Here is a 24568-nt window from a genome sequence, read left to right as displayed (position 1 = left end):
ATGGCAGTAAACAATTTTAACAAAATCAGAAAGTCGTACGCAGTAAAAGTATTGTTTACTTCTATTTTAAGCAACTTAGTTTTATTTGGTCAACCAATACAACAAATAATCTCAAACCATTATATCAACGATGCCAAACGAAGTAGTATAATAAATTACAGTTCTTCTAGTGGCACTGAGGAGGTTAGTAATTCAGAGCGTTCCAATAAAGGTGGGAGTGATACTTTAAAAGTTCCTGCAACACCTAAAAAGACTACACTTGCTCAGCCGAATGCTACTTTCAAATCATACAATGTATTTTATGCCCAACAACCACAAGGCGTTATAGGTAAATTATCAAGCTCTGAAGGTGAAAACCCTAGAGATAACTTTTTTACAATTAACTTGCCAGACAATATCCACTCAAACAATTATAAAGCTACTCTAGTTTATGATGTTTACGGTGTAGCAAGTGCAGCACATACTACAAAAAGTATAAACAGTAACCCATCATACGGAGGTAAAGTTATCTTAAAAAGTCAGCAGTGGAATGCAGTTAGCGAAGACGTATCATTAACGCAACTAAAGTCAGGAATAAATGAAATTTTCTTTAACCGTAGAGTAGAGGAGAATTATCAATATGAGATTAAAAATCTCAGAATCAAATTAGAGAATGGAGATAACAATACGATCTCAACAAAACAGCAGCAGCTTATAAATTTTAACGGAAATGTTTACCTATTGGGCAGCGTTATAGCTACTGATATTAAACACGTTGAAGCCTTTGGGCAAACCATTCCTGTTCAAAATGGTGTTTTTGAACATGTATTGCAAAATGTACCAGAAACTACAACCAAAATAGATGTTATTTACAATGGTAACAATGAAAGTAAAAGAATTGTTAGCTATCCTTTAACCTATCAAAATAGCGATAGTGATTATCAATTTTCAGATTCAAAATTAAGCACTAACGAAATTGGGTACAATTTAACCGATTGCGCCATTTACGATGCATTAACTATTACTGTTGAAGAAGAAGCAATAGTTAGTAGCCCTAAAAGAAGCGTTAGTGTTAAAGGGCTACAATTTAAAGATGTAAAAACACTAAGTAACGACATGAAAAATGTAACTGCAGGTAAATTTCTGGGTTATAAAGTAAAAAAATACAATGTAACAGACAGTACAGCAATACAACTTAGATTAAAATACGATTTTGATAAAATACCAGATGGCTACACCCCGAAAGACGTAAAAACTTTTTATTTTGATAAAAAGCAGCGTAACTGGAAAATGCTACCGGTTGATAGTCTAGATTATGGTAATGAAGAAATTGTAACAACTATTGCAGGAGGTGAAGGCGAAACAGATTACATAAACGGTGTAATTCAAGTACCCCAGTCTCCAGAAGTAGGAAGTTTTGCGCCCACTACTATTACGGATATGAAGTATGCCGACCCTAGTGCAGGTATAGTAGGTATACAACCACCCAGCCCAAATAGTACAGGGGTAGCTACCACTAGCTTTCCTATAAAACTACCACCTGGCAGAAACGGTTTACAGCCATCATTACAAGTTACTTATAATAGCGAAGGCGGTAATGGCTGGATGGGTTTAGGTTGGAATTTAGCTACGCAAGCCATTACCCTAAATACTAAATGGGGTGCACCCTTGTTTGATGGTGATAACGAAACAGAGTTATATTCATTAAGTGGCTCAGATTTGGTTTTAAATGCAGCAGGTACTGAGCAAACACCCAACTATACAAACCCGCATAGGGAAACAAATGCTATCGCTAGAGTTGATGACAGACAATTTTATACCCGTAAAGAAGGAGGTTACCAAGAAATTATTCGTCATGGTACCAATCCGACAGATTATTGGTGGGAAGTAACAGATAAACAGGGTAATAAATCGTTTTATGGGGGAACCCCAGATGACAATGCTGCTGATAACTCTATTGTGTTAAGAACTCCAGATATTAACGGTGTAGCCAATAGTGGTAATATTGGTTACTGGCCATTAAAACGTATCCAAGACCCTTTTGGTAATTATATAGAGTATAACTACGATAAAACTAATTCTAATGTAAGTATAGGAGAATCATCCATAGAAGCTCAAGAACTTTATATTTCGAGTATTACCTATACAATGCATGCCAATATACCAAACTACTACAAAATTGATTTTATAAGAAACGAATACTCTTTACCGTTAGGTAACCCTTCAACTTTTACACCCAGAAATGACGTAACTTTTAATGCACGTAACGGGTACTTTCAGGTATTTGACGACTTACTTACTGAAATTCACGTATCGTTTCATCAGCAAGGACAGCCAAATACACGTATTCGATCTTACAAGTTTGACTATGAAGAAAAAAGCTTTCTAAAGCAACAGCTTATAAAAATATCTGAATTTGATGCTGGTAATGAGCTATTTTATTCTAATACGTTAGAGTATTATGATGATGATTTTAATCCTGATAGCGATGTCATTATCTCAACATCTACTCCTGATTCGTGGGAGAATATTGCATCTAATGATGGTGTATCTGGAAAATTAGACGATATACAAGGAGGGTTGAATATAGTTCCTAATGGCTCTCCATTAGGAACTTCTACAGCTTCAGGCTTTTCGTTTGGGCTTCGTGGTGGTGTTGGTATAGGGTTTGTACCAATAAACATTGGAGGTACGTTGGGTGTATCTTATAATAGCAGTAAAAATAATCAAAAAACAAAAATTAGTTTTCTGGATGTTAATGGTGATGGATTGCCTGATAAAGTGTATCAGGCTCCTTCAGGGCTGTTTTACAGACCGAATATTTTAAATGAAGAAGGTACTAAGTATAGTTTTGGAGATTTTGTTCCTATATCTGGAGTAAATAAATTAAGTACTACAACCTCAAGAACCTCTGGTTTTGGAATTGATGGCGGTGTTGGCTTTGCAGGTTTTGGAGTAAGTGCTGGTAAGAGTTGGAGTACAACCAGATCAAGAACGGATAATTATTTTACTGATTTTAATGGTGATGGTTTACCCGATATGGTAGCTAGTGGTAGAGTTAATTTTAATACTACCATTACTGGCAGTGTAAATAATACACTTACTAGACATTTTGACCAAAATGTTAATAATTCCGAAAACCCAATAGTTTCTGGAATCATAAATGCAGAGCTTTTAAATGATCTCGAATTGGAATCGTTAGATGAATTGAGAGCCGAATATCCCCAATTTGACCATGTTAAAGTATGGAGTGCACCTTATACTGGTAAAGTAAGTGTAAGTGCCGATGAATTTATCGAACTTAAAAATATAAACTATTACACTAATCATCCTTTAGATGGATCCAACCAGATAAAACTTTCAATAGAACACTTCAAATCTGGGTCTGCAAACAGCGATGCAGAAATAATTGAGAGTTTAACCCATAATTTACCTAATAATAGCACTCAAGTGTCCAGTGTTGGTCTTGGTTCTCATCCTATTGATGTTGAAAAAGGCGATCTAATATTTTTCAGGGCGCACAATGTAGGTTATGGATATGGTGCTGAGGTAAAGTGGAATCCTAGAGTAGATTACCAAGGATTTGATACTGCTGGTAATCAGTTCCAATTCAACATCGATGACGAAACAGGTAAGTTTGGAAATGAGTATCGTTCTACAAATGACTATATTAATAATAATGCAGGCTTACTAGAACTTGATAATAATAATACGTACCAGATCAATTTCAATCTAGATACTAACCCGTACACTCAAGATCAATTTTCTGATGCGATAAGCTTCGTTATTAAAAAAACGAAGATAAGTTTACAAGATGGGAGTGAAGTTGTTGAAAATATTTGGAGAAAAACCTATAATCCAGTAACAGGGGGCATTACATCATCTAGTAATGCAAGTACAGACCAAGTATCTATTCCTTCTAATAGTAACACCAATTACTATTATATTTTACAATTTTACGTAGAGAGTGACTCTAATGTAAATTGGGAATCGATAAATTGGGAACCATATTATATTGTAAATAACGTTACAGATGATCCGTTAAATGCACCTGTAAAATATAAAATTTATAACGATAATATAAACGAAAGCATTTATTGGATTTTAGGTGGAGAATTACCTGACCCCAATATACAATCTGCTGCAGATGAGGATGACCCATTCCTTAGAATTAGTCATAATTTTACACTCCCAAGTAATGAAGCTTTAGGTTATATTGATGATGCGCTATATCCTTTAAAAGTAAACTGGGTTGTCAAACAAAAAGTTGGAACACAATCGTTAAATGCTGTTAATGTTGTTGTTAAGAAAACGTTTTATATCTTAAATACACAATCACAAGGTTATGTTTTAAGTAAAACAACAAGTACTGTTGGCGAAATAGATCCTTTACTTGATGAATATTATTTCGAACATACTTTCTCCAAGGAAGACATAAATCAGATAAAAAGTGGTAATGCAGGTAAAATATATGCTGCATTTTATATAGACAATCCTAACCTTATAAATAATAACGCCGATATTAATTTTGTATTAAGCCCTGATGTACCTAACTTAAATGATTATAGTTTTAGTGAGGTAACATTACAAAGTCCATTTATAGCAAAAACAGAAGACTTTTATGGGATACCTTATCGGGGTTGGGGGCAGTTTTTATATAACGGTGGTCTCGATGTTTCTTTTATTGAAGAAGGAGAGAATGCAGGAGAATTACAAATAGGTCCTGCATCAGTAGCCTATGGAATAAACCCAATTGATGTTAGTGCTCTGTATGAGGGTGATGTTGAGCCTACAGACCCTAACGATGAAAACTCAACCAATACCTTCTCATTGCGTTATGTAAACTACACACAGGCTAATAGTGGAGCTAGGATGTATAGTAACGATGCTATACCAAGCGCAGAACATGGTATTAATAATAATATATTGGTTACAAAATTAGGTCGTTTTGCTGAAAATGATATTTTTGATATATATATTGATCCTGATACAGTATTGCAGCTACAAAATACTCCTAATCAAAATAGTGTTTTTATTGGTTTAACACAACGTTCAAAATCAAAAGGTAGCGCAGAGTCTGGAGGTGTCGGATTCACTAATGGCACTAAAAGTGAAGCGAATTCACAAGTATTGAATCAATATATTGATATTAATGGCGATCGTTACCCCGATATTGTTTCCAGAAGTAAAATTCAATATACCAATATGCTTGGTGCATTAACCGATTTCACTGTATCCAATGCAGATGATCCCAATACTGATTTAGGTACACCTTTTGTTTCTGGAGATCAGAGCGATGACGAAACAATTGGAATTAATGTACCTGCTATGTTTCCAAATTCTTCAGAGTCGTCCAACGCGCAATCTACAGGTAATAAAACCAAAACGAACGTAAATTCTGGTATAAATACCAGTAGTGGCGAATCATACAATTCAAAGCAATGGATAGATATTAATGGCGACGGATTAGTGGATAAAGTTTTAATTAAGGAAAACGAAATAAAAGTACGATTAAATAGAGGGTATAGTTTTACTAATGAAGTAATATGGTACACTGCAAGCGGAAACTCTCTTGTAGCGAATAAAAGAGAAAATAGTAGCCTTGGAGGAGGGGTATCTTTAGGTAATTCGTTTGCTGCTGGTTTAGGTGTCGCAATTAGTGAGGCACACACAGGAGCAGGGTTTGTAGATGTAAATGGCGATGGTTTACCCGATTTGGTAATAAACAGTTCAAGCAGTTCCAACTACTATTTAAATACTGGTAGAGGTTTTGAAGGTACTCCTAAAACGTTTTATAATGATGGAGATGGTAGAATACAGAAAAACGAATCAGTATCAGGTAATATTTATGGTTCTTTTACAAAAGGCTTTATAATTCCACTTGTATTTTTACCGCCTATAAAAATTACTGCTTCTATTTCTGCTGGTACCAATGCCAGCCATAACGAAACTATTGCAGCTGTACAGGACATAAATGGAGATGGCTATACAGATGTACTTAAAAAAGGTAGTAATATAAACAATAGTAATATTTCTGTACATTTAAATAAACTAGCAAAAACCCATTTACTTAAAAAAGTAAATCTTCCGTTAGGAGGTAGTTGGACTATTGATTATAAAAGAGACGGTAACACTTATGATATGCCTAATAATAAATGGGTGTTAACCACGATACGAACTAATGATGGTTTTACTGGAGATAATAACCTTAAACCTGATGAAACATTAACAAGTGCAACGTACGAAAACCCAAAATACGACAGAAGAGAGCGAGAATTTTTTGGATATGAAAAACTAATCATAGAAGAAAAATATCCAGATACAGAGGAAACATACAGAAAAGCTGAAAAATCATACCACAACAACAACTATTATTTGAGCGGAGCTGAAAAATCAAGTATCCTATATAACGCATCTGATGAAATACTCTCTAAGCAAGAAACATTATATAACATACTAGATCCAGATAACCCTATAGTTAACTTAAATGCAACTGAGGAGGATAACTTTTTACAAACGGGCTTAGCAACGACCTTGTTCGATAAATCAAGACTATTTATAGCTCCCGTACGTGTTACCGCCACATCCTACGAAAATGGTGAAGGGCTTACTGCAGTGAAAGAGTTTAAAGAATACGACAAGTACGGTAACCTCCTTACTTACGTTGACTATGGCGAGGGTAATAATGATGTTTACAGAACTGAGATAGTATACTATGACGAAGGAGCTATAGCAAATCTCGATAATGCTACAGGTTTTCCAACTAGGGTAAGGGTTTTTAATAATGCCACCAATGAACTATTACGCCAAAGAACTGTATACCGTGTGAGTACAAAAGGTAAGGTAAACAGACTTATTACTAAACTCAATGAAAATCAAATAAATGTTACAAAATTTGTTTATGATGATTATGGGAATTTAATAGTTGTACTTCAAACAGACAATACCAATGACTTAGGAGAAATTTATAATACGGGTATCTATTACGATACAGTTTTGTCTACTTATCCTATTACATATGGTAATTCATTTGAAGAAAACTCCTATACTACATACAATTATTTATTCGGAATCCCTGTATTTACTACCGATAGTAACGGTCAGTCCATGCGAACTCGTATCGATAATAGGGGTAGGGTAGTAGAAGTAACAGGACCTAACGAACTAGCACTCGAAAATCAAAATGGTAACGGTAATGCTTGGACCATTCGCATGAATTACAAAGGGCAAATGGATGCAATGAGTACAACATTAGCCTCAGATGAATATATGATTCCTGCAACAGGAAGTTTTGAGTACGATGATATAACACAAGAAGGTACAGCACAACATTATGCCGTTACCCGACATTTTGACCCTGAGTTTGCAAATGGTACCACCACTACAACCAACGAGCTACTAACCATAAGTATAGCAGATGGCTTTGGGCAACCTTTACAAGTTAAAAAAACGCATCAAACAGGCACAACTACAAAATGGATTATAAATGGCTTTGAGAAAAAAGATGCATTTGGTAGAACTACAGAAAACTATTTACCAATTACCCAAACACCATACCCTACAGATGTTTATAATATTGACAATGCCTCATTACAATACGTACAACTGCCAGCACAAGAAACCCCTATTACGGTAACAACTTATGATGCTCGCAATCGTGTAAAAACAGTACAACAAATAGATGAAACAGCAAATGCAGTAATCGAATACAGTATTGAGGATAATATGTTTGTACAAAAACTTACCAACGAAAACGGGCAAACCAACAAAACCTATACCGATATTAGAGGGCGTCAGCGTAAAACAATACAAAACGAAGGCGTAACAGGCGGAAACGGAAACCCAGTAACCCCCAATACCACAACGTTTGGTTACAATGCCATTAACGAGTTACTTACGGTAACCAACACACAAGGGCAAACCACCCGATATACCTACGATTTGGCGGGCAGAAAAACAGAAGTAAAACACCCCGACCGTGGTGTGGTAACGTTTACATACGATACAGCTAACAGAATGACAGTGCAAACCAACTCCAATTTATTATTGGATGATGCAGGGGAGAGCATAGAATACACCTATGATTTTGGGAGGTTAATAGGCATAACTTACCCCCAAAACCCAGAAAATAATGTAACGTACACTTATGGTGCTTACGATGACCCGTTAGCACTATCAGAAAACGCTGTAGGACGTTTATTACAACAAGAAGATGCCTCAGGCGTACAAGTGTTTGGCTACGGGCGCATGGGCGAGTTAACCAAAAACCTACGCTCAGTAGCGGTAGCAGGGTACCAATCGTATTGGTTTTTTACCCAATGGCAATACGATAGCTGGAACAGGGTACAAAAAATTATATATCCTGATGAAGAAGAAGTAGATTACGAGTACAACACAGCAGGAGCCCTTAAAAAAATAACGAGTATTATACCCAACCGTACAGTACAAGACATAGTAGAGAATATAAAGTACAACGATTATGGCGAACGCCATAGCATAAAATATGGTAACGGTGCCACAACAACCTATAATTACGACTCCAGACGCAGGATGAACCAAATAAATCATAATTTTAGTGCCAATTTTGCCATTACTAAAGATTATGCGTACGACCCGCTCTCTAACATAACGAGTGTAACAACGGGTAATCCAACAAGTAGCTTACCCGATGCTGGCGAAATAGGAGGCCCCATAAACCATACCTACCAGTACGATGCTTATAATAGGCTAACCCATGCCGAAGGGAACTATGTAGGAGCTAACGATATTGATGGTGACTATTTGCGCCAAGAATACAGTTTGGATATGGAATACAACGTAAACCACACCATAAGGAAAAAAAGACAAGTACAATACCAAGGTGCCGTATCCAACCATACGGATGTCCTTACAGGCGGAACCCCAGTGTATAAAAACAGTTATGAGTTGGATTATAATTACGATGCCACCCAAGGCTCTAACCGTAATATAACCACCAATAATACCGATTATACCTACGGGCAACCCCATGCCGTACGCAAGCTAACCGAAACCCCAAGTTGGGTAACCAACCCTGCGGCAGACGACCCGCGTATAAAACACAAAGAAATTACGTACGATGCCAACGGAAACCAAACAGAAATAGCCGAAATATTGGGCGATGAAAAAACCGTACTACGCAGAAACGTATGGGACGAAGAAAACCGCCTATTAGCGGTTGACCTAAAACCAGACGAGAAAACAGTACACCCCGTAGCCGTATACACCTACGATGCAGGTGGCGAGCGTACCATAAAATACAATTACGACCGTATAGATACCCACTCCAACGCTACAGAGGCAGGCGAAAGCAGCGTAGATAACATAATGATATACCCTAGCGGTTTACTGGTAGGAAAAGCTATCTATAATACAGAAAAAGGAGCCAACCGCCTTAGCTATACCAAGCATTATTACGTAGGAGCAGAGCGTGTAAGCACCAAAACAGGTACTGCAATAGGTATGGGATACTTTCCCGAAGGTGCATTGGATAACCAAATGGTTAACCTAAATCAAGAAACCATAGCAAGTACCAGTGATGTTTATGTTGATCAAGCCCGTACAGCTATAGTAGCAATCCATAATGAACTCAATGTAGCCCCACCTGTATTATTACCCGATATGGATGAAGATGGTTATACAGGAGCCGACCATCAAGAAAGTCACGGATTAGAATTACATACGCACTACTTCCATCCTGACCATTTGGGTAGTAGTAGTTACATCACCAATGGGGCAGCAGAAGTAACTCAACACATGGAATACTTGCCTTTTGGTGAGACTTTGGTAGATGAACATAATAACTCCCATAACACGCCATTCAAATTCAACGGTAAAGAATTTGATGAGGAAACAGGAAATTATTATTACAGTGCTAGATACTACGACCCTAAATTGAGTATCTTTATATCTGTTGACCCCCTTGTAGAGCAAACGGGCGATACTTATGGATATTGTTATCAAAATCCAATTAATTTGACTGACCCTACAGGTATGAGTGCTGATTTGCCACCTACTGATTATTACAATCTTTATGGTAAACACGTCAAACATGTTGACGATGGTAGTGATGCAAAAAAAATGGTTTTGACATTTTCAAAGAAGAGTAAAGAAGTTGATGAAACTATCGCTAAAGGATATTATGTTAATCAATTTACGGATTCTGAAGTCGAAAAAATGGATGAAATTTATTCATATGGTAAAAAAGACGAAACCGAACTTGAAAAAGGTTTTCTGAGAGGACAGAATGGAACCAGTTCTGAAATAGTCACTGGTGTGGAGAAAAGAGAAATAGGATCCGAAGAATGGCAACATGCAATTGATGACCTATCATCAAAAGGAGATACTCCTGCTTCAAGTGTCCATTTACATAACCTAATCTTCGATAAAAATAAAAAAGTAAAACAATTTGGGGCTCCTAGGGGCTCTGATGGTGATATACTTGAAAAAAATATCTTAGGTATACAGCCTTCAATCGCTTTGGGCTGGAAAAGAATTGAGATTGTGGATTTTAATAGTGTATCAACTGAGAAAAACTATAAGTACCTACCAAAAGTAGGTTTCTTTACCTTGGGTGTCCGAGAAATAATTTCAGTAGATTATTCTACACTAAAGAACGCAATAAAAAAGATGAACAAACATAAACCTTAGAGAAAATGATTAAATTTAAACATACATTATTGTTACTATTTGGCTCAATAGTCATAATTTCATGTAAACCGATGTATTTTGATATTAACGGGTATAGTTACATTACAGATAATTATAGTTTTAACTTCGGATCTAATTTTAACGAGTTTTATTACAATTCAACGATTCACGGTGTAGCGGAAGAAACAGTTTACTATAAGCAGCACTTTAGAATCAACTTACCAAAAAAAATAATCACTTTCGCAATATCTGACAATGACTTTTTCTTTGAATTTCCTGATAAACAAATTATTTACATAAAATCAGATTACGAAACCCTTGGTGTAAAAGATGATTGGATAATTTCGGATTATTATGGAGATATATCCAGTGAATATCCATTTATTTGGTATTGGAAAGAAAGAGGTTATAATATTAGATATCTACAAGGCGAACGAGAAAATAGAATAAATAAATTATATTCTAATGGCAAAATTGATATTATTTTGTACAATATAAAACCTGAAAATGTTGAAAAATATCTTACTCTCATTAAGAGTTTTAAAATAGTTGATTACGATAAAATAGAGGAATGATATGTATAGGTCAAAATTAGTCTTAGTAAAAAATATTTAGCTTAAATTTTTATAAATCAAAATTCTAATTTAGAGTAAGTTGATTTAAAAAGGTGTGCAATTATGCACACCTTTTATATTTTAAACACAAGTAAAAATTTCAAATTGTGTTTTTTAATCTTTATGGTATAAATTGGCAGAAATGTTATGGAATGTATAACAGTAACCATAATACATATAGTTTAGAATTACATACCCACTACTTCCACCCCGACCATTTGGGTAGTAGTAGTTATATTACTAACGGGTCAGCAGAAATAACCCAACATATGGAATATTTACCTTTTGGTGAGACTTTGGTAGATGAACATAATAATTCCCACAATACGCCATTCAAGTTCAACGGTAAGGAGTTTGATGAGGAAACGGGAAATTATTACTACTCCGCTCGTTACTACGACCCGAAATTGAGTATATTTATATCGGTAGATCCACTGACTGAGAAATATCCTAGTTGGAGTTCTTATGCTTATTGTTTTAATAATCCAATTAACTTTGTTGACCCTACAGGTATGGAGGGAGAACATATTGATCCCTCAGAATTAATGAAAAAAAGTAAAGATCATGCTGAAGCGTTTATAGAATTTGCCAAAAGTAAAGAGGGTAAGGAGTTTTTGGATAAATATGCATCTAAAGGGCAAAAACTTGAGTACAAAGGGGAAGTATACTATCAAGCTGATGAAGCTGGAGAGTTACATAATGAAGGAATTGATTTGAATTATACTTTATCTAATTCAGAGAAAGGAAGTACTACTCGTGGAGAGTTTATTATGAGGAAAAGAAAAGGAAGTAAATATGATGTAAATGTTCACATAGCTGATAAGGGATTTGGGAGTAGTAGCACTAAGTTTAATTTGCTTGAGGCTATAGTCCATGAAAGTTTTCTCCATGTAGATGCAGATGCTTATGATTTTATTGATGATGGTCGAGCTAATTATTCAAGTGTTCCAAAGAAGTTTAGGTATGCTAAAAACCATTCTGATCACTATCACATTAGTCATGGTGCAATTTATAACAATACTGATGATAAAGTTCAACAATTTACTGTAAAGGGATTTAACATCTTACATAGGGCATCGAAAAAATGGAACTTAAATTTTACAAAAGCACAAATTAGGACTCAAATGTGGGATTTTAGTGGATCTCTAATAAACGTAAATCCTAAAACTGGAGAATTGGAATACAAACCCTAATTAATTACAAGGCATGAACAATTTTAAAGCGTTAAAACTGATAACCATAATATTTTTATTAGGTTGCAGTAATAGTTATGAAAATGATAGTAAAATAATTTTTACTACTGGTATTGCCATGGATCCAAGTGAGCCTAGAATAGGAATTGAAATAAAACCAGACACTTTATTTTATTGTTTGGAGAAGCACGAAAAAGCAGAATATGATTATTATTACTGTTTACAAAGAACCAATGTTGAAGAGTATATTAGAAAATTAAAACCTCTCTTTAACTATTACCCTAAATATTCTGACATTCCAGATGCAACTCCATGTCAGTTGGATATTGTTGAGAAACAAGATACTTTAAGATTTGTATTCTATTTAGAATTAATTAATGATAAACAGCGTGAAATCATTCATGATTTAATCACTTTGAAAGATTGTGATACTATCAAAATAGAACATCGTGATTTCCCAGTAGAATTATTACTGGATAAGTTACCTGAGCCACCTTTAGTAGGTAATGATACAGATTAGTTGATCTAAATTTTATGAAGTCTGTAATAATCATACAAGATTTGATTATAATACATACGGTTTAGAATCGCATACCCACTATTTCCACCCTGATCATTTGGGTAGTAGTTACATAACCAATGGGTCAGCCGAGATAACCCAACATATGGAGTACTTACCGTTTGGAGAAACGTTGGTAGATGAACATAATAACTCCCACAACACACCCTTTAAATTCAACGGTAAAGAATTTGATGAAGAGACAGGAAATTATTATTATTCGGCTCGTTATTATGATCCTAAAATGAGTATTTTTATATCGGTGGATCCACTCGCAGAGCAAACTGGCGATACTTACGGGTATGTTTATAATAATCCAATTAATTTGGTTGACCCTACGGGGATGAAAGGTGATGATTGGTATATAGATGCACAAACAGGAAAAGTACTGGGACAAGATGGAGCTGCCACAAATGAATTTAGAGTAGTGTTTAAAAGTGATTGGGATGAAAAAGTCTCAGTTAATGGTGGAAGTAAATCCGAGCAAGCTACAAAGGATTTACAAAGTGTAAGTGGAAAAATAACAGTCAATTCTACAAAAATTGCAAAAGATATTAATACTATTAATAATCAAACTATTGCAGATCAAACAAAAGAAAGACAGGTTTACATTGGATTATTAGTTGATACTTCTACCGATTACCCTACTGCTGAAGTTACTTCTGCAATAGGTCCAGCTGGTGTCAGTGGGCTCACAGAGCCAGAAATACATGAGACAACTGATGGAGAAGGTAATTTGACATCTAGAAGATTCGCTGGTACTCGTCTACGTCCTCTAGCTCAAATTCATAGTCACAATACAGCACCCAAAGGGAAAAAAAATGTCGCACAAACATCTGATAGCGCAACAACTTTTGGTCCTTTTAATGATAAGTCTACAGCTGCTGGTTTTGGAATTACTATATATGCTATTGATTCTTGGACAAAGATTACGCCTGGAGGAAATGCTATCCATAGAGTCAACGCTCGTGGGAAAGCTTCAACAAATGTAGGAACAACTGAAGCCCATGATATTGGTAACGACGCATTGAGAGAATATGTAGGTAATTAAAAATTAAAGTCATGATAAAAGTATTGAAACTAATGTTATTATTATTGTTGTTATTTGGGTGTTCTAGCATTAAAAGAAACAGTTCTGATAGAAATTATTCAAATGGTATAGTTTACATTATTCCAAATCCAGTTGTAAAACTAGCTTCTACTCATCTGAACGAGATTAGTACCGAAAAGGAATATATGCCATATTTTGTATTATATTCTGACTCTGGATCTAATGAATATATATTATATATTATTAATTATTATTATCAGAAAGATAAATGGGTACAAAATACTAACAGATATGTTTCCATTAACGGAACTTTATATCCTCTGATTTTTTATACTGATTATACTTTTGCAAATACTGAAAATGCCCAAGAATATCTAGATAATTATAAGAATAACATATACTTGAGAAGTATGAAGAGGGCAATCTTTGATAGGGTTTATCATATAGCTTTCAAAGAAAACGGGGAAGTATTATCTAAAGGTTATTAATAGTAATATTTAAGTCTGATAAGGTGTAAAACTAAAACGTGATAATAGTAATATTCAAATTAGTTGATTGCAAGTCGTCTATGGAGTCTTAACAAGGTTTATCCCTTAGCTATACCAAGCACTATTATGTAGGTACTGAGCGAGTAAGTACCAAAACAGGCACAACAGGAGGTTTGGGTCAATTTCCTAGCGAACTACTGTACGGAGCAGTGAGCACACCAAATGAAGCTCAGATGCCTGATTTAAACCAGACTGCAATAGAACAAATTGGCACTGCTTACCTCCAACAAGCCCGTAGTGCTATTCTGGCAATACATAATGAGCTTAATGTAGCTCCACGGTAATGTATCAGATGTGTTGATGGTTAATAATTCCATCTAACATATACAGATAATCAATTACTTATAGTAATATTGTAACTAAACTAAAAACAACCTTCGGGTTGTTTTTTTATTTTATAATGTCTTAAATTGGAAAAAATGGCTTCAAACCAGACTTGGTGTTACAGATGTGTTGGTAAAATTAGTAACATGATAAAATATGGAAAAACAAGGTCAGGTAACCAGAGATATATCTGTAAGTTTTGCAGGAAAACAAGAGTTGAAAATTATGCTTATCAACATACAAACCTGATATTGATAAAAGTAACCCTGTTGCGCCAGACTACCACGATATATATAGTTTAGAATTACATACGCATTACTTCCACCCCGACCATTTGGGTAGTAGTAGCTACATCACCAATGGGGCAGCAGAGATAACCCAACATATGGAATACTTGCCTTTTGGAGAAACGTTGGTAGACGAACATAATAACTCCCATAACACCCCGTTTAAATTTAATGGTAAAGAATTTGATGAAGAAACAGGAAATTATTATTACTCGGCTCGTTATTATGATCCTAAAATGAGTATTTTTATATCGGTTGATCCTTTAGTAGAAAAGACTATGGATTCGTATGGATATACTTATAACAACCCTATTAATTTGGTTGACCCTACGGGGATGAGTGCTGATTTACTACCTACTGATTATTATAATATTTATGGGAAACACGTGAAGCATGTAGATGATGGTAGTAATGCGAAAAAAATGGTTCTGACATCTGAAAAGGGAGGTCAGAAAGTAGACGAGGCTATAAGTAAGGGGCATGTTATGAATCAGTTTAGTGATAGTAACATTGAAAATATGGATGAAATATATAAATTTGGTAAAAAAGATAAAACTGGAGCTGAGAAAGGTTTTATTATGGGGCAAGAAGGAGAGTCCTCCGTTGTAGTTACAAGCGAGGAAGCTGGAAAACTAGATGACGAATGGAAAATAGCTATAAAGGATTTACAGGATAGGGGAATAGTTCCATCATCAGATGTACACCTACACCCATTAGAGTATGAAAATGGTCAAGTAAAAAGATTTGGTAAGCCTATAGGTTCTCCTGAAGATATAAAACCTAAAAACAATAAAGGTTTCACTCAACCATCAATAGTTTTAGGTTGGAAGGAGATACAAACGCCTTTACCTTTTGGAGAAAAGGGAGGCGTACTTAAAAATGATCATGTTCCAAAAATTGGATTTTTTACTTCTAACCTTGATGAAATAATTACTGTAGATTATAGAACTTTTAAGAAAGGAGTTAAAAAAATGAACAAACATAAGCCAAAAAAGTAAATATGAAAAAAGCTATCATACTAACAGTCTGTTTGAGTTTTCTATCTTGTAATACATACATTGACATTAATCGATATAGTCATCATACAGAGAGGTATAAATTTCATTTTTACCATGATTTCAATGAATACATCTATTATTCAAAAATTTATGGTAAAGCTGGTGATAAATTATACTATCCATATCACTTTAATATTAAGTTACCTAAAAAGATTGCTAATTGGGGAAGTTCAGATACTAATTTCTTTTTTGAATATAATTCTAAACAAATAATTTACATAAAATCAGATTACCAAAACCCTGGCATAGAAGATAAATGGGTTATTTCGGATTATTATGGAGATATATCTAGAGAGTATTCATTCATTTGGTATTGGAAAGAAAGAGGTTATAATATTAGATATCTACAAGGCGAACAGGAAAATAGAATAAATAAATTATACTCTAATGGCAAAATTGATATTATTTTGTACAATATAAAACCTGAAAATGTTGAAAAATATCTTACTCTCATTAAGAGTTTTAAAATAGTTGATTACGATAAAAGAGAGGAATGATATGTATAGGTCAAAATTAGTCTTAGTAAAAAATATTTAGCTTAAATTTTTATAAATCAAAACTCTAATTTAGAGTAAGTTGATTTAAAAAGGTGTGCATAATTGCACACCTTTTATATTTTAAAGACAAGTAAAAATTTTAAAGTGTGTTTTTTAATCTTTATGATATAAATTGGCAGAAATGTTATGGAATGTATAACAGTAACCATAATACATATGGTTTAGAATTGCATACCCACTATTTCCACCCCGACCATTTGGGTAGTAGCAGTTATATAACTAACGGCTCTGCAGAAATAACCCAACATATGGAATATTTGCCTTTTGGAGAAACGTTGGTTGATGAACATAATAACTCCCACAACACCCCATTTAAGTTCAACGGAAAAGAATTTGACGAAGAGACGGGTAATTATTATTACTCCGCTCGTTACTACGACCCGAAAATGAGTATCTTTATATCGGTGGATCGCTTAGCGGAGGAGTATCCCAGCATTTCATCATATGCGTATGTAGCTAATAATCCTATCAATGCTATTGATCCTGATGGCAATAGAATAATATTTGTTGTTTACCATAAGAAAGGACGTCCCTCTACATATACTTATCAAAATGGAAACTTTTATGATAACAAAGGAAAAATATATAATCCTGAAAAGGGAGGGACTATGTATAAAGTATTAGATTCCTATAGAAAAATAGAAGCATCAGATGATTCAACATTAAAGGGGATGTTGAAGACCCTAGAGACGAGTGAACAAAATCATTGGGTTAGTGATGGTCCCAAAAATCAAGTTACTCCAGATCCTAATACGATGTCAGTTAAAGAAACCAGAGAGAAAGTTACAAATGGTAATCCTGTTGATACTAGAACAACTCATAACTTTTCTGATGAAGAAATGAGTAGGCTTGAAGAAAGTATTGGTGTTCCAGAAACTCCTCTTTCTATAGTGTCTCATGAATTAAAACATGTATATGATTATGATCAGGGCTGTATGGCTGATAGTGTGGATATTGATTCTTCTGCAAAAGACCCAGCTGAAATTAGAGCAGTAAATATAGAAAATAGAGCCCGTAAAATAGAAGATTTATCAAAACGTACAAAGTACGGTGGAGAAGAAATAGACCCTAATAAGTTAGAATAAGATGAAAAAAATAAGTGTTTTAATTGTTTTTAGTTTACTTTTTTGCTTCTGTAAAAGCAAAAAAGGTGGAAAGTTTGATGAAAAATTAATTCATAGAATTGCCACAGAAAATTCTAGCCTTCCCTCTCAATATGATATGTACTTCTTCTATGTGCAATGTGAGAAAGAGCAAATTTCAGAAATTAATGTTAAACAGTTGCAATATATGTATAATGATAGTAATACAGTCGATGAAAGTTTCGAAGACTTTTTAAAACGTGCTTTACATCAAAAACAAAACTTTATTAATGTAAATGATATTATAGATTGCTTTTACATTGATAAAGAAGTGATGATATACTATCAAAAAGTAAATTTTTCAAATTTTATTGAAAAATATTTTGAAAGAGATAATAAGTCATACAGATTGAAAAGAGAATTTAATAAAAAAAGGAGGTCTATATTTTACTACTGTTTTTTAAATAATTATCTAGGTGTGTTTGATGGTTATGGAGGCTTTTACTATATAATGAAAACATCTGATATTTATTGAATTAATATTTGCTTTATAACTTTTTTATTTTGAGATTTTTGAAAAAAAAATAGTTCAAATTAGTTAATAACAAAATATTTGGTTTAAATTTTTGAAAATTAAAATACTAAAAATTGAATAGTATTTTAGAAAGGTGTACAGTTATGTACACCTTTCTCGTTTTTACCCAACACATGAACTACTTACCGTTTGGAGAACCGCTGGTTGACGAACATAATAACTCCCACAATACGCCATTCAAGTTCAACGGAAAAGAATTTGACGAAGAGACGGGTAATTATTATTATTATTATTATTATTATTCCGCTCGTTATTATGATCCTAAAATGAGTATCTTTATATCCGTTGACCCGCTTGTTGAAGAAACATTTGATACTTACGGATATACTTATAACAACCCCATCAATTTGGTTGACCCTACAGGAATGAATGCAGAGGATCCCCAACCTCCTACGGATATATTTATGGTCTTTAAAAATCATGATGGTACTTACAGAGCCCAGTTATGGAAAAGAATTAAGGACGGCAAGAATGAGCAGATGTATATGATCATGGATGAAGGGGGTAAGTATGCGACTGAAATATTTCAAGGTAAAGAAGCTGGTTTGGATATGCATAAAGCTGGTATAAAGCTTGACGATATAAATTACGGTTATAATACGTTAGATGTTGTTGAAAATGCTGCAGTAGATTTTTGGACTTCTGATGAATACCGTACCAAGAGCGCTAGAGAAACGGCGGTCAGTTACGTGACCTCTTTAATTCCTTTTGAAGGAATGGTTGTTGGAATGTTGGCTCAGACTGGTAAATTAGCTAGAGGTCTTAGTGTAATTGGACCAAGAGCTAATTATCGAGAATTTGCCAAGAAAATTGGAGCGAACTTTTTGGATGTTACGGATGATGCTTGGACAATGCGGAAAAATATCGAGTTTTTACAAGGTGTAGTCAAAAGAGGTGATGACGTTATATTTTCTGGAAAATATAATCCTGCAAGACTTGACCCAAGCTCCGTTCTTGCACAAGAAATTAGATATTTGCAGCGACACGGGTATTCTTGGGACAAAAATTTTACTAAATTAGTTAAGCAATGATTTTTTAATATTATGAATACGATTATCAAAAAATATACTGATGCTTTTTTTGGGGCACTTATAACCAAGTTTAATTTTAATGTAAAAAATGAAATGATAAGTGATGAATCATATTTGGTAGAATATGCATCTGAAAACTATGTAATTAGGATAGAGAAATATAACCGTGAATTTTATCCTACTGTATATTCTATTAATGACCTAGATAATAAAATTAATTTTTTCAATTTAGCAGGCTTCCTAAATCAAAGTGATTCTAATACACCTAAATCAGAGTTTTTTCGGAAAGAAAAAGAAATTGAAGAATGTTATAAAAAGCAATTAAATCATATTTCAAATGCCATTTACAGTCATTTACATTTATTGGATTATTTTTTTTCGGAAGATAAGTACAATAAGAATGTTCTTAAATTCCATCGTTATTGGAAAAATAAGCATCCAGAACTATATAAAACATTATAATTTAGAAGGATAATGATTCGAATTATTTAATAACATAAGTATTAGGTAATGTATCAGACGTGTTGATGGTTAATAATTCTATCTAACATATACAGATAATCAGGTATTTACAGTAATATTACAACTAAGCTAAAACAACCTTCGGGTTGTTTTTTTATTTTATCATGTCTTAAATCGAAAAAAATGGCTTTAAACCAGACTTGGTGTTACAGATGTGTTGGTAAAATTAGTAACATGATAAAATATGGAAAAACAAGATCAGGTAACCAGATATATATTTGTAAGTTGTACAGGAAAACAAGAGTTGAAAATTATGCTTATCAAGCATACAAACCTGATATTGATAAAAGTAACCTTGTTGCGCCAGACGACCACGATACATATGGTTTAGAATTACATACCCACTACTTTCACCCCGACCATTTAGGTAGCAGTAGTTATATTACTAATGGTTCAGCAGAAATAACCCAACACATGGAATAATTGCCGTCTGGCGAAACCTTAATAGATGAACATAGTAACTCACACAACAGCCCTTTTAAGTTTAACGGTAAAGAGTTTGGCGAAGAAACAGGAAATTATTACTACTCCGCTCGTTACTACGACCCGAAATTGAGTATATTTGTAAGTGTCGATTCATTAGTAGAAAAAACCAGAGATGCCTATGGGTATTGTTACCAAAATCCTATAAATTTAGTTGACCCAACACTAATTTAAAAACGCTTTTGCTAAGGAGACCCTATAAGTGATGTGGAGAAAAAACGCATCAAAAAAGCACTACCCAATTATTAAGGTATTTTTTTGGTTTCGTTAAAATGTAAAATAAAATATCTTTATTTTTTCCATTTAATGTTACAACCCATACTAGGTTTTTGGTCTGTGCTTACTGGTTTTCCTGCAATAATGGCATCCAAAGCATTCGATAAATCATTACCTGTAGGTTGCCCCATATTTGGTCGAGTTTCATCAAAACGACCTCTGTATGCACATTTTAAATCGCCATCAAAAACAAAAAAGTCAGGTGTACATGCTGCTTGGTAGGCTTTAGCTACGTTTTGTGTTTCATCGTATAAATAAGGGAACGGATAGTCTTCTTCTTTTGCTACACGCGCCATGTGTTCTGGTGCATCTTGCGGATGGGTTGAACTATCGTTACTACTTATGGCAATAAACTGAATGCCTTTGGCTTGGTAAGTGGTGGCTACATCAACCAATTTTTTATTTATATGGTGTACAAAAGGGCAATGGTTGCATATAAAAACAACAACCGTTGCAATTTCCGAATGGAGTTGGTGTAACGAGAGTATTTTACCCGATATCGTATCGGGCAACGCAAAGTTAGGTGCCGTTGTTCCCAATGCCATCATGTTTGATTCTGTTAATGCCATATCATCTTCTTTATATTATTTCTTTCTGGTTTTTTTAGCCTTTTTAATTAGTTTTAAAGCCCAGTCGTAATGACTGGATGTTGCCGATACTAAATATGATCCAAGCGATGTACTCCCTGTCCATTTGTAGCGTTTTTTCTCAAAAAGCTCTTCATCAGTATGCTTTTCAATAATATGTTGTATTTGCTCAAAACTTTTGTTTAGGTACTTTTTAGCTTCTTTAAGGCTTGTGTTTTGGTACTGCTCCAAAATCCACCTATTCAAATCGGGAGTAGTTTTCCAAGTATATCCTTTTGCAGGCATATCAGGCTTGTTACCAGCCATACCTACTTTGTACCAATCTTGCACCATTAGGTGCCAATGGTGTAAATGCATTAAAATATCCCTAATATTCCTGTTCATGGTACCTTCAGGAAATTCTTTGTTCTGTTCTTCAATGCTTAACTGGTTAATAAAGTCGTTTAATTTATTAAAGTTTTCACTACTTAATTCCAGCAATGTAGTTTTAGATGTCGGTCTTGGCATAGTGTTATAGTTACAGTTGAATTAACATAATAATAGCGCATAAAAAAAGCCTGTATAAATATAATACAGGCTTTGGTAATAATAAAAGTTTATTTAGAATTTGTATCCTACAGAAAGCGAAATTACATTATTCATAGTATCAACAGTTTCTACACCTTCAATGTCTTCTGTAATGCTCGACATGCCTGCATAGTATCTTGCTTGGAAAAATACGCCCATTGGCAAATCATAAGCTACACCACCGCCTAAACCAAAGTCTATACTTTTGTAGTTGTCTTTTACATCGTTGCCATCAAATTCAGCACCCATCAAGAAACCAATTTGAGGTCCAGCTTCAATACTTAAACCTTCCATAACGTAGTACTTCGCCATAATTGGTACGTTAATATAATCCAAGTTAAGGTCAAATTCACCACCTACTCCGTTATCAGATTTTGCTCCTTGCATAGAGTATACTAATTCTGGCTGAACAGAGAATGTTTCGGTAAGTTTAAACTCAGCTAAACCACCAATGTGTAAACCAGTTCTAGAACCATTGGTTTCAGCATCGCCACCTAAATCAGCAATGTTTAAACCAGCTTTTACACCAAATTTAATTTCTTGTGCCTGTGCTGTAACACCTAAAGCTATTACAGCTACAGCAGATAATAAAATTTTTTTCATGTTTGTAAGTTATTTGTTGTTATGTTTTTACAAATGTAATTTATTTTTTCATTTATTAAATAATTAATATTAGCCTTGTTTTAATTCATTATCATTACAATGTTAACAATTATCCCCTCTAGTTTTAAAAAATGTGTATCGAATTATGACTCCGATTATTTTTTAGTTTAGCTTTTCTATAACAAAAAAGTGTTATAAAATATATTATTTTTGCCGAATATAATTATAACACAAACTTATACAGTATGAAAAAACTTTTACTTATTGTTTTTATTATTATGGGTAGTTATGCTACTACAAACGCACAGTCTTTTGGTATTAAAGCAGGACTAAATTTTGCTAATTTTAGTGGTAATGATGCTAACGATTTTAATGTGCTTACTAGTTTTCATGCAGGTATGGTTGCCGAAATAGGATTATTACAATCCTTAACCATACAGCCCGAATTACTATACTCTGTGCAAGGAGCGGAAGCCGATGACAATAATTACAAGCTTAATTATATAACGGTACCTGTAATGGCTAAAATTTATCTTACTGATAGTTTTAATCTGCACGGGGGGCCTCAGGCAAGTATATTAATAAGTGAGTCAGAAAGTTTTGATAGTTTTAATAGTAATACCTACGATTTTGGTTTTGCAGGAGGTGCAGAGTTTTTCTTTGCAGATAGTTTCTCTGTTCAAGCACGTTATATTTCTGGAGTAAGCGAAATATCAGACGATTTTGACCTCAAGAATTCGGTATTACAATTATCTCTTTGTTACATGTTTTAGTAAATAACCAAATTTTTAGATATGAAAAAACTATTATTTTTAGCAGTTGCATTAGCAGGTACATTTGCAGTACAGGCGCAAGGAATAAACTTTGGTGTAAAGGCCGGAGCTAACTTTTCTAACTTTAGTGGCGATGTTGACTCTGAGGGAATCACGAGCTTTCATGCAGGAGCTGTTTTAGAGCTTAATGTTCTCCCAGTATTATCAATACAAGGGGAAGGGCTTTTCTCTTCTCAAGGTGCTAAATTTGAAAATGAATTGGGAACAACTGATGTTGATTTAAGTTATATATCAGTACCTGTAATGGCAAAATATTATATAATACCCAGTAAACTAAGTTTAATGGCAGGACCTCAATTCTCGTTTTTAGTAGACGAAGCCGAAGAATCATTAGAGGCCAATAGTTTTGATATGGCAGCCGCAGGTGGTGTGGAGCTTAAAATAATGGGTGGGCTTTTTGCACAAGCGCGTTACACTATTGGTGTTACGGATATTGCTGATGATGTTGATGCCCAAAATGCAGTATTTCAGCTATCAGTAGGTTACTTCTTTTAATTAATACCTATTTCAAATGTATATATGCCGACCTACTAGCTAGGTCGGTTTTTTTATACCAATAAAAAACCTAAAATTATTGTAATAACGCTATAAAATAATTTACGATTACCTAATTTTACATGTATGAAAATCATCATCATTAACGGTCCAAATCTCAACTTATTGGGACAAAGAGAGCCAGAAATATATGGTAATAAATCGTTTAACGATTACTTTGAGCTTTTACAAGAAAAGCATCCCAGCGTTGAACTTTCGTACTATCAAAGCAATATTGAAGGCGAAATTATAGATAAAATTCACCAAGTAGGTTTTAGTTACGATGGTATAGTACTTAATGCAGGAGCCTACACACACACATCCGTAGCAATTGCCGATGCCATTAAAGCAATAACCACACCAGTAGTAGAGGTACATATATCCAACACCTTCTCACGCGAAACGTTTAGGCATCAATCATATATTTCACCAGTTTCTGTAGGTGTCGTTATTGGTTTCGGTCTTAACGGATACAATCTCGCAATACAGTCTTATAAATCATAATGTAAGAATTTTTATACTACTTTTAAGCTATCAGATTACCAGTTAGTTACATTTTATAATTTTTATTTATTTTTTAGATATAATTACAACATGTACCATTGTTGAATGCGATA

19 protein-coding genes and 2 pseudogenes are annotated in these 24568 nt (G+C 34.1%); 18 read left to right on the top strand and 3 right to left on the bottom strand.

Annotated features, from left to right (window positions below; translation table 11 throughout):
- From K1I41_RS12065 to K1I41_RS12000, 15 genes and pseudogenes are all read left to right on the top strand, one after another.
- Positions 1-10647 carry a toxin TcdB middle/N-terminal domain-containing protein gene (locus tag K1I41_RS12065; RefSeq protein WP_220640588.1) on the top strand — a complete coding sequence of 3549 codons (10647 nt, stop codon included), beginning with the start codon at positions 1-3 and terminating at the stop codon, positions 10645-10647.
- Between the two features lie 5 nt (positions 10648-10652).
- Positions 10653-11222, top strand: a complete 570-nt coding sequence (locus K1I41_RS12060; RefSeq protein WP_220640587.1) for a hypothetical protein — start codon at positions 10653-10655, stop codon at positions 11220-11222.
- A 308-nt stretch (positions 11223-11530) separates the two neighbouring features.
- Entirely contained in the window at positions 11531-12454 is a 924-nt protein-coding gene (locus K1I41_RS12055) for an RHS repeat domain-containing protein (protein ID WP_220640586.1), read from the top strand.
- 13 nt (positions 12455-12467) lie between these two features.
- Positions 12468-12974 carry a hypothetical protein gene (locus K1I41_RS12050; RefSeq protein WP_220640585.1) on the top strand — a complete coding sequence of 169 codons (507 nt, stop codon included), beginning with the start codon at positions 12468-12470 and terminating at the stop codon, positions 12972-12974.
- A 145-nt stretch (positions 12975-13119) separates the two neighbouring features.
- Complete coding sequence (locus K1I41_RS12045; protein ID WP_220640584.1) at positions 13120-14064, top strand: RHS repeat-associated core domain-containing protein; 945 nt, start codon at positions 13120-13122, stop codon at positions 14062-14064.
- A gap of 11 nt (positions 14065-14075) precedes the next feature.
- Complete coding sequence (locus K1I41_RS12040; protein ID WP_220640583.1) at positions 14076-14552, top strand: hypothetical protein; 477 nt, start codon at positions 14076-14078, stop codon at positions 14550-14552.
- Between the two features lie 479 nt (positions 14553-15031).
- A pseudogene (locus K1I41_RS12525) lies at positions 15032-15198 on the top strand (IS1/IS1595 family N-terminal zinc-binding domain-containing protein); the annotation flags it as partial.
- Positions 15187-16221 (top strand): RHS repeat domain-containing protein, encoded by a 1035-nt coding sequence (locus K1I41_RS12035; RefSeq protein WP_508349116.1) that lies wholly within the window; start codon positions 15187-15189, stop codon positions 16219-16221. The pseudogene K1I41_RS12525 and the gene K1I41_RS12035, both read left to right, overlap by 12 nt.
- Positions 16222-16223: 2 nt before the next feature.
- The gene (locus tag K1I41_RS12030; protein ID WP_220640581.1) at positions 16224-16778 is read left to right on the top strand and encodes a hypothetical protein; all 555 of its coding nucleotides are present in this window, start codon (positions 16224-16226) and stop codon (positions 16776-16778) included.
- A gap of 191 nt (positions 16779-16969) precedes the next feature.
- Complete coding sequence (locus tag K1I41_RS12025) at positions 16970-17923, top strand: RHS repeat domain-containing protein (protein ID WP_508349115.1); 954 nt, start codon at positions 16970-16972, stop codon at positions 17921-17923.
- A 1-nt stretch (position 17924) separates the two neighbouring features.
- Positions 17925-18455, top strand: coding sequence for a hypothetical protein (locus K1I41_RS12020; RefSeq protein ID WP_220640579.1), 531 nt, complete (start codon positions 17925-17927; stop codon positions 18453-18455).
- 173 nt (positions 18456-18628) lie between these two features.
- Positions 18629-19546 carry an RHS repeat domain-containing protein gene (locus K1I41_RS12015; protein ID WP_220640578.1) on the top strand — a complete coding sequence of 306 codons (918 nt, stop codon included), beginning with the start codon at positions 18629-18631 and terminating at the stop codon, positions 19544-19546.
- Positions 19547-19558: 12 nt separating this feature from the next.
- Positions 19559-20008: a hypothetical protein gene (locus K1I41_RS12010; protein ID WP_220640577.1), complete on the top strand. Its 450-nt coding sequence runs from the start codon at positions 19559-19561 to the stop codon at positions 20006-20008.
- Positions 20009-20191: 183 nt separating this feature from the next.
- Positions 20192-20359, top strand: a pseudogene (locus K1I41_RS12520) (IS1 family transposase); the annotation flags it as partial.
- Positions 20360-20491: 132 nt separating this feature from the next.
- Entirely contained in the window at positions 20492-20725 is a 234-nt protein-coding gene (locus K1I41_RS12000) for an RHS repeat domain-containing protein (RefSeq protein WP_220640575.1), read from the top strand.
- A 116-nt stretch (positions 20726-20841) separates the two neighbouring features.
- Here K1I41_RS12000 and K1I41_RS11995 read toward each other — a convergent pair whose 3' ends face one another.
- The 3 genes from K1I41_RS11995 to K1I41_RS11985 all read right to left on the bottom strand — a co-directional run bounded on the left by K1I41_RS11995 (position 20842) and on the right by K1I41_RS11985 (position 22584).
- Positions 20842-21396, bottom strand: a complete 555-nt coding sequence (locus K1I41_RS11995; protein WP_220640574.1) for a thioredoxin family protein — start codon at positions 21394-21396, stop codon at positions 20842-20844.
- Positions 21397-21411: 15 nt separating this feature from the next.
- Positions 21412-21921 (bottom strand): ClbS/DfsB family four-helix bundle protein, encoded by a 510-nt coding sequence (locus K1I41_RS11990; RefSeq protein ID WP_220640573.1) that lies wholly within the window; start codon positions 21919-21921, stop codon positions 21412-21414.
- A gap of 93 nt (positions 21922-22014) precedes the next feature.
- Positions 22015-22584, bottom strand: coding sequence for a porin family protein (locus K1I41_RS11985; protein WP_220640572.1), 570 nt, complete (start codon positions 22582-22584; stop codon positions 22015-22017).
- Positions 22585-22829: 245 nt separating this feature from the next.
- On the opposite strand from K1I41_RS11985, the gene K1I41_RS11980 reads away from it, so the two are divergent.
- The 3 genes from K1I41_RS11980 (at position 22830) to aroQ (ending at position 24455) form a co-directional block, all read left to right on the top strand.
- A complete protein-coding gene (locus K1I41_RS11980) occupies positions 22830-23357 on the top strand; it encodes a porin family protein (RefSeq protein ID WP_220640571.1) in 528 nt (175 codons plus the stop codon).
- Positions 23358-23378: 21 nt separating this feature from the next.
- Positions 23379-23912: a porin family protein gene (locus tag K1I41_RS11975; protein ID WP_220640570.1), complete on the top strand. Its 534-nt coding sequence runs from the start codon at positions 23379-23381 to the stop codon at positions 23910-23912.
- A gap of 126 nt (positions 23913-24038) precedes the next feature.
- Complete coding sequence (gene aroQ / locus K1I41_RS11970) at positions 24039-24455, top strand: type II 3-dehydroquinate dehydratase (protein WP_220640569.1); 417 nt, start codon at positions 24039-24041, stop codon at positions 24453-24455.
- Positions 24456-24568: the final 113 nt, after the last annotated feature.

Source organism: Flavobacterium litorale (genome assembly GCF_019613795.1).
Classification (GTDB): domain Bacteria; phylum Bacteroidota; class Bacteroidia; order Flavobacteriales; family Flavobacteriaceae; genus Flavobacterium; species Flavobacterium litorale.
This window is presented reverse-complemented; position numbering and strand designations above follow the sequence as displayed.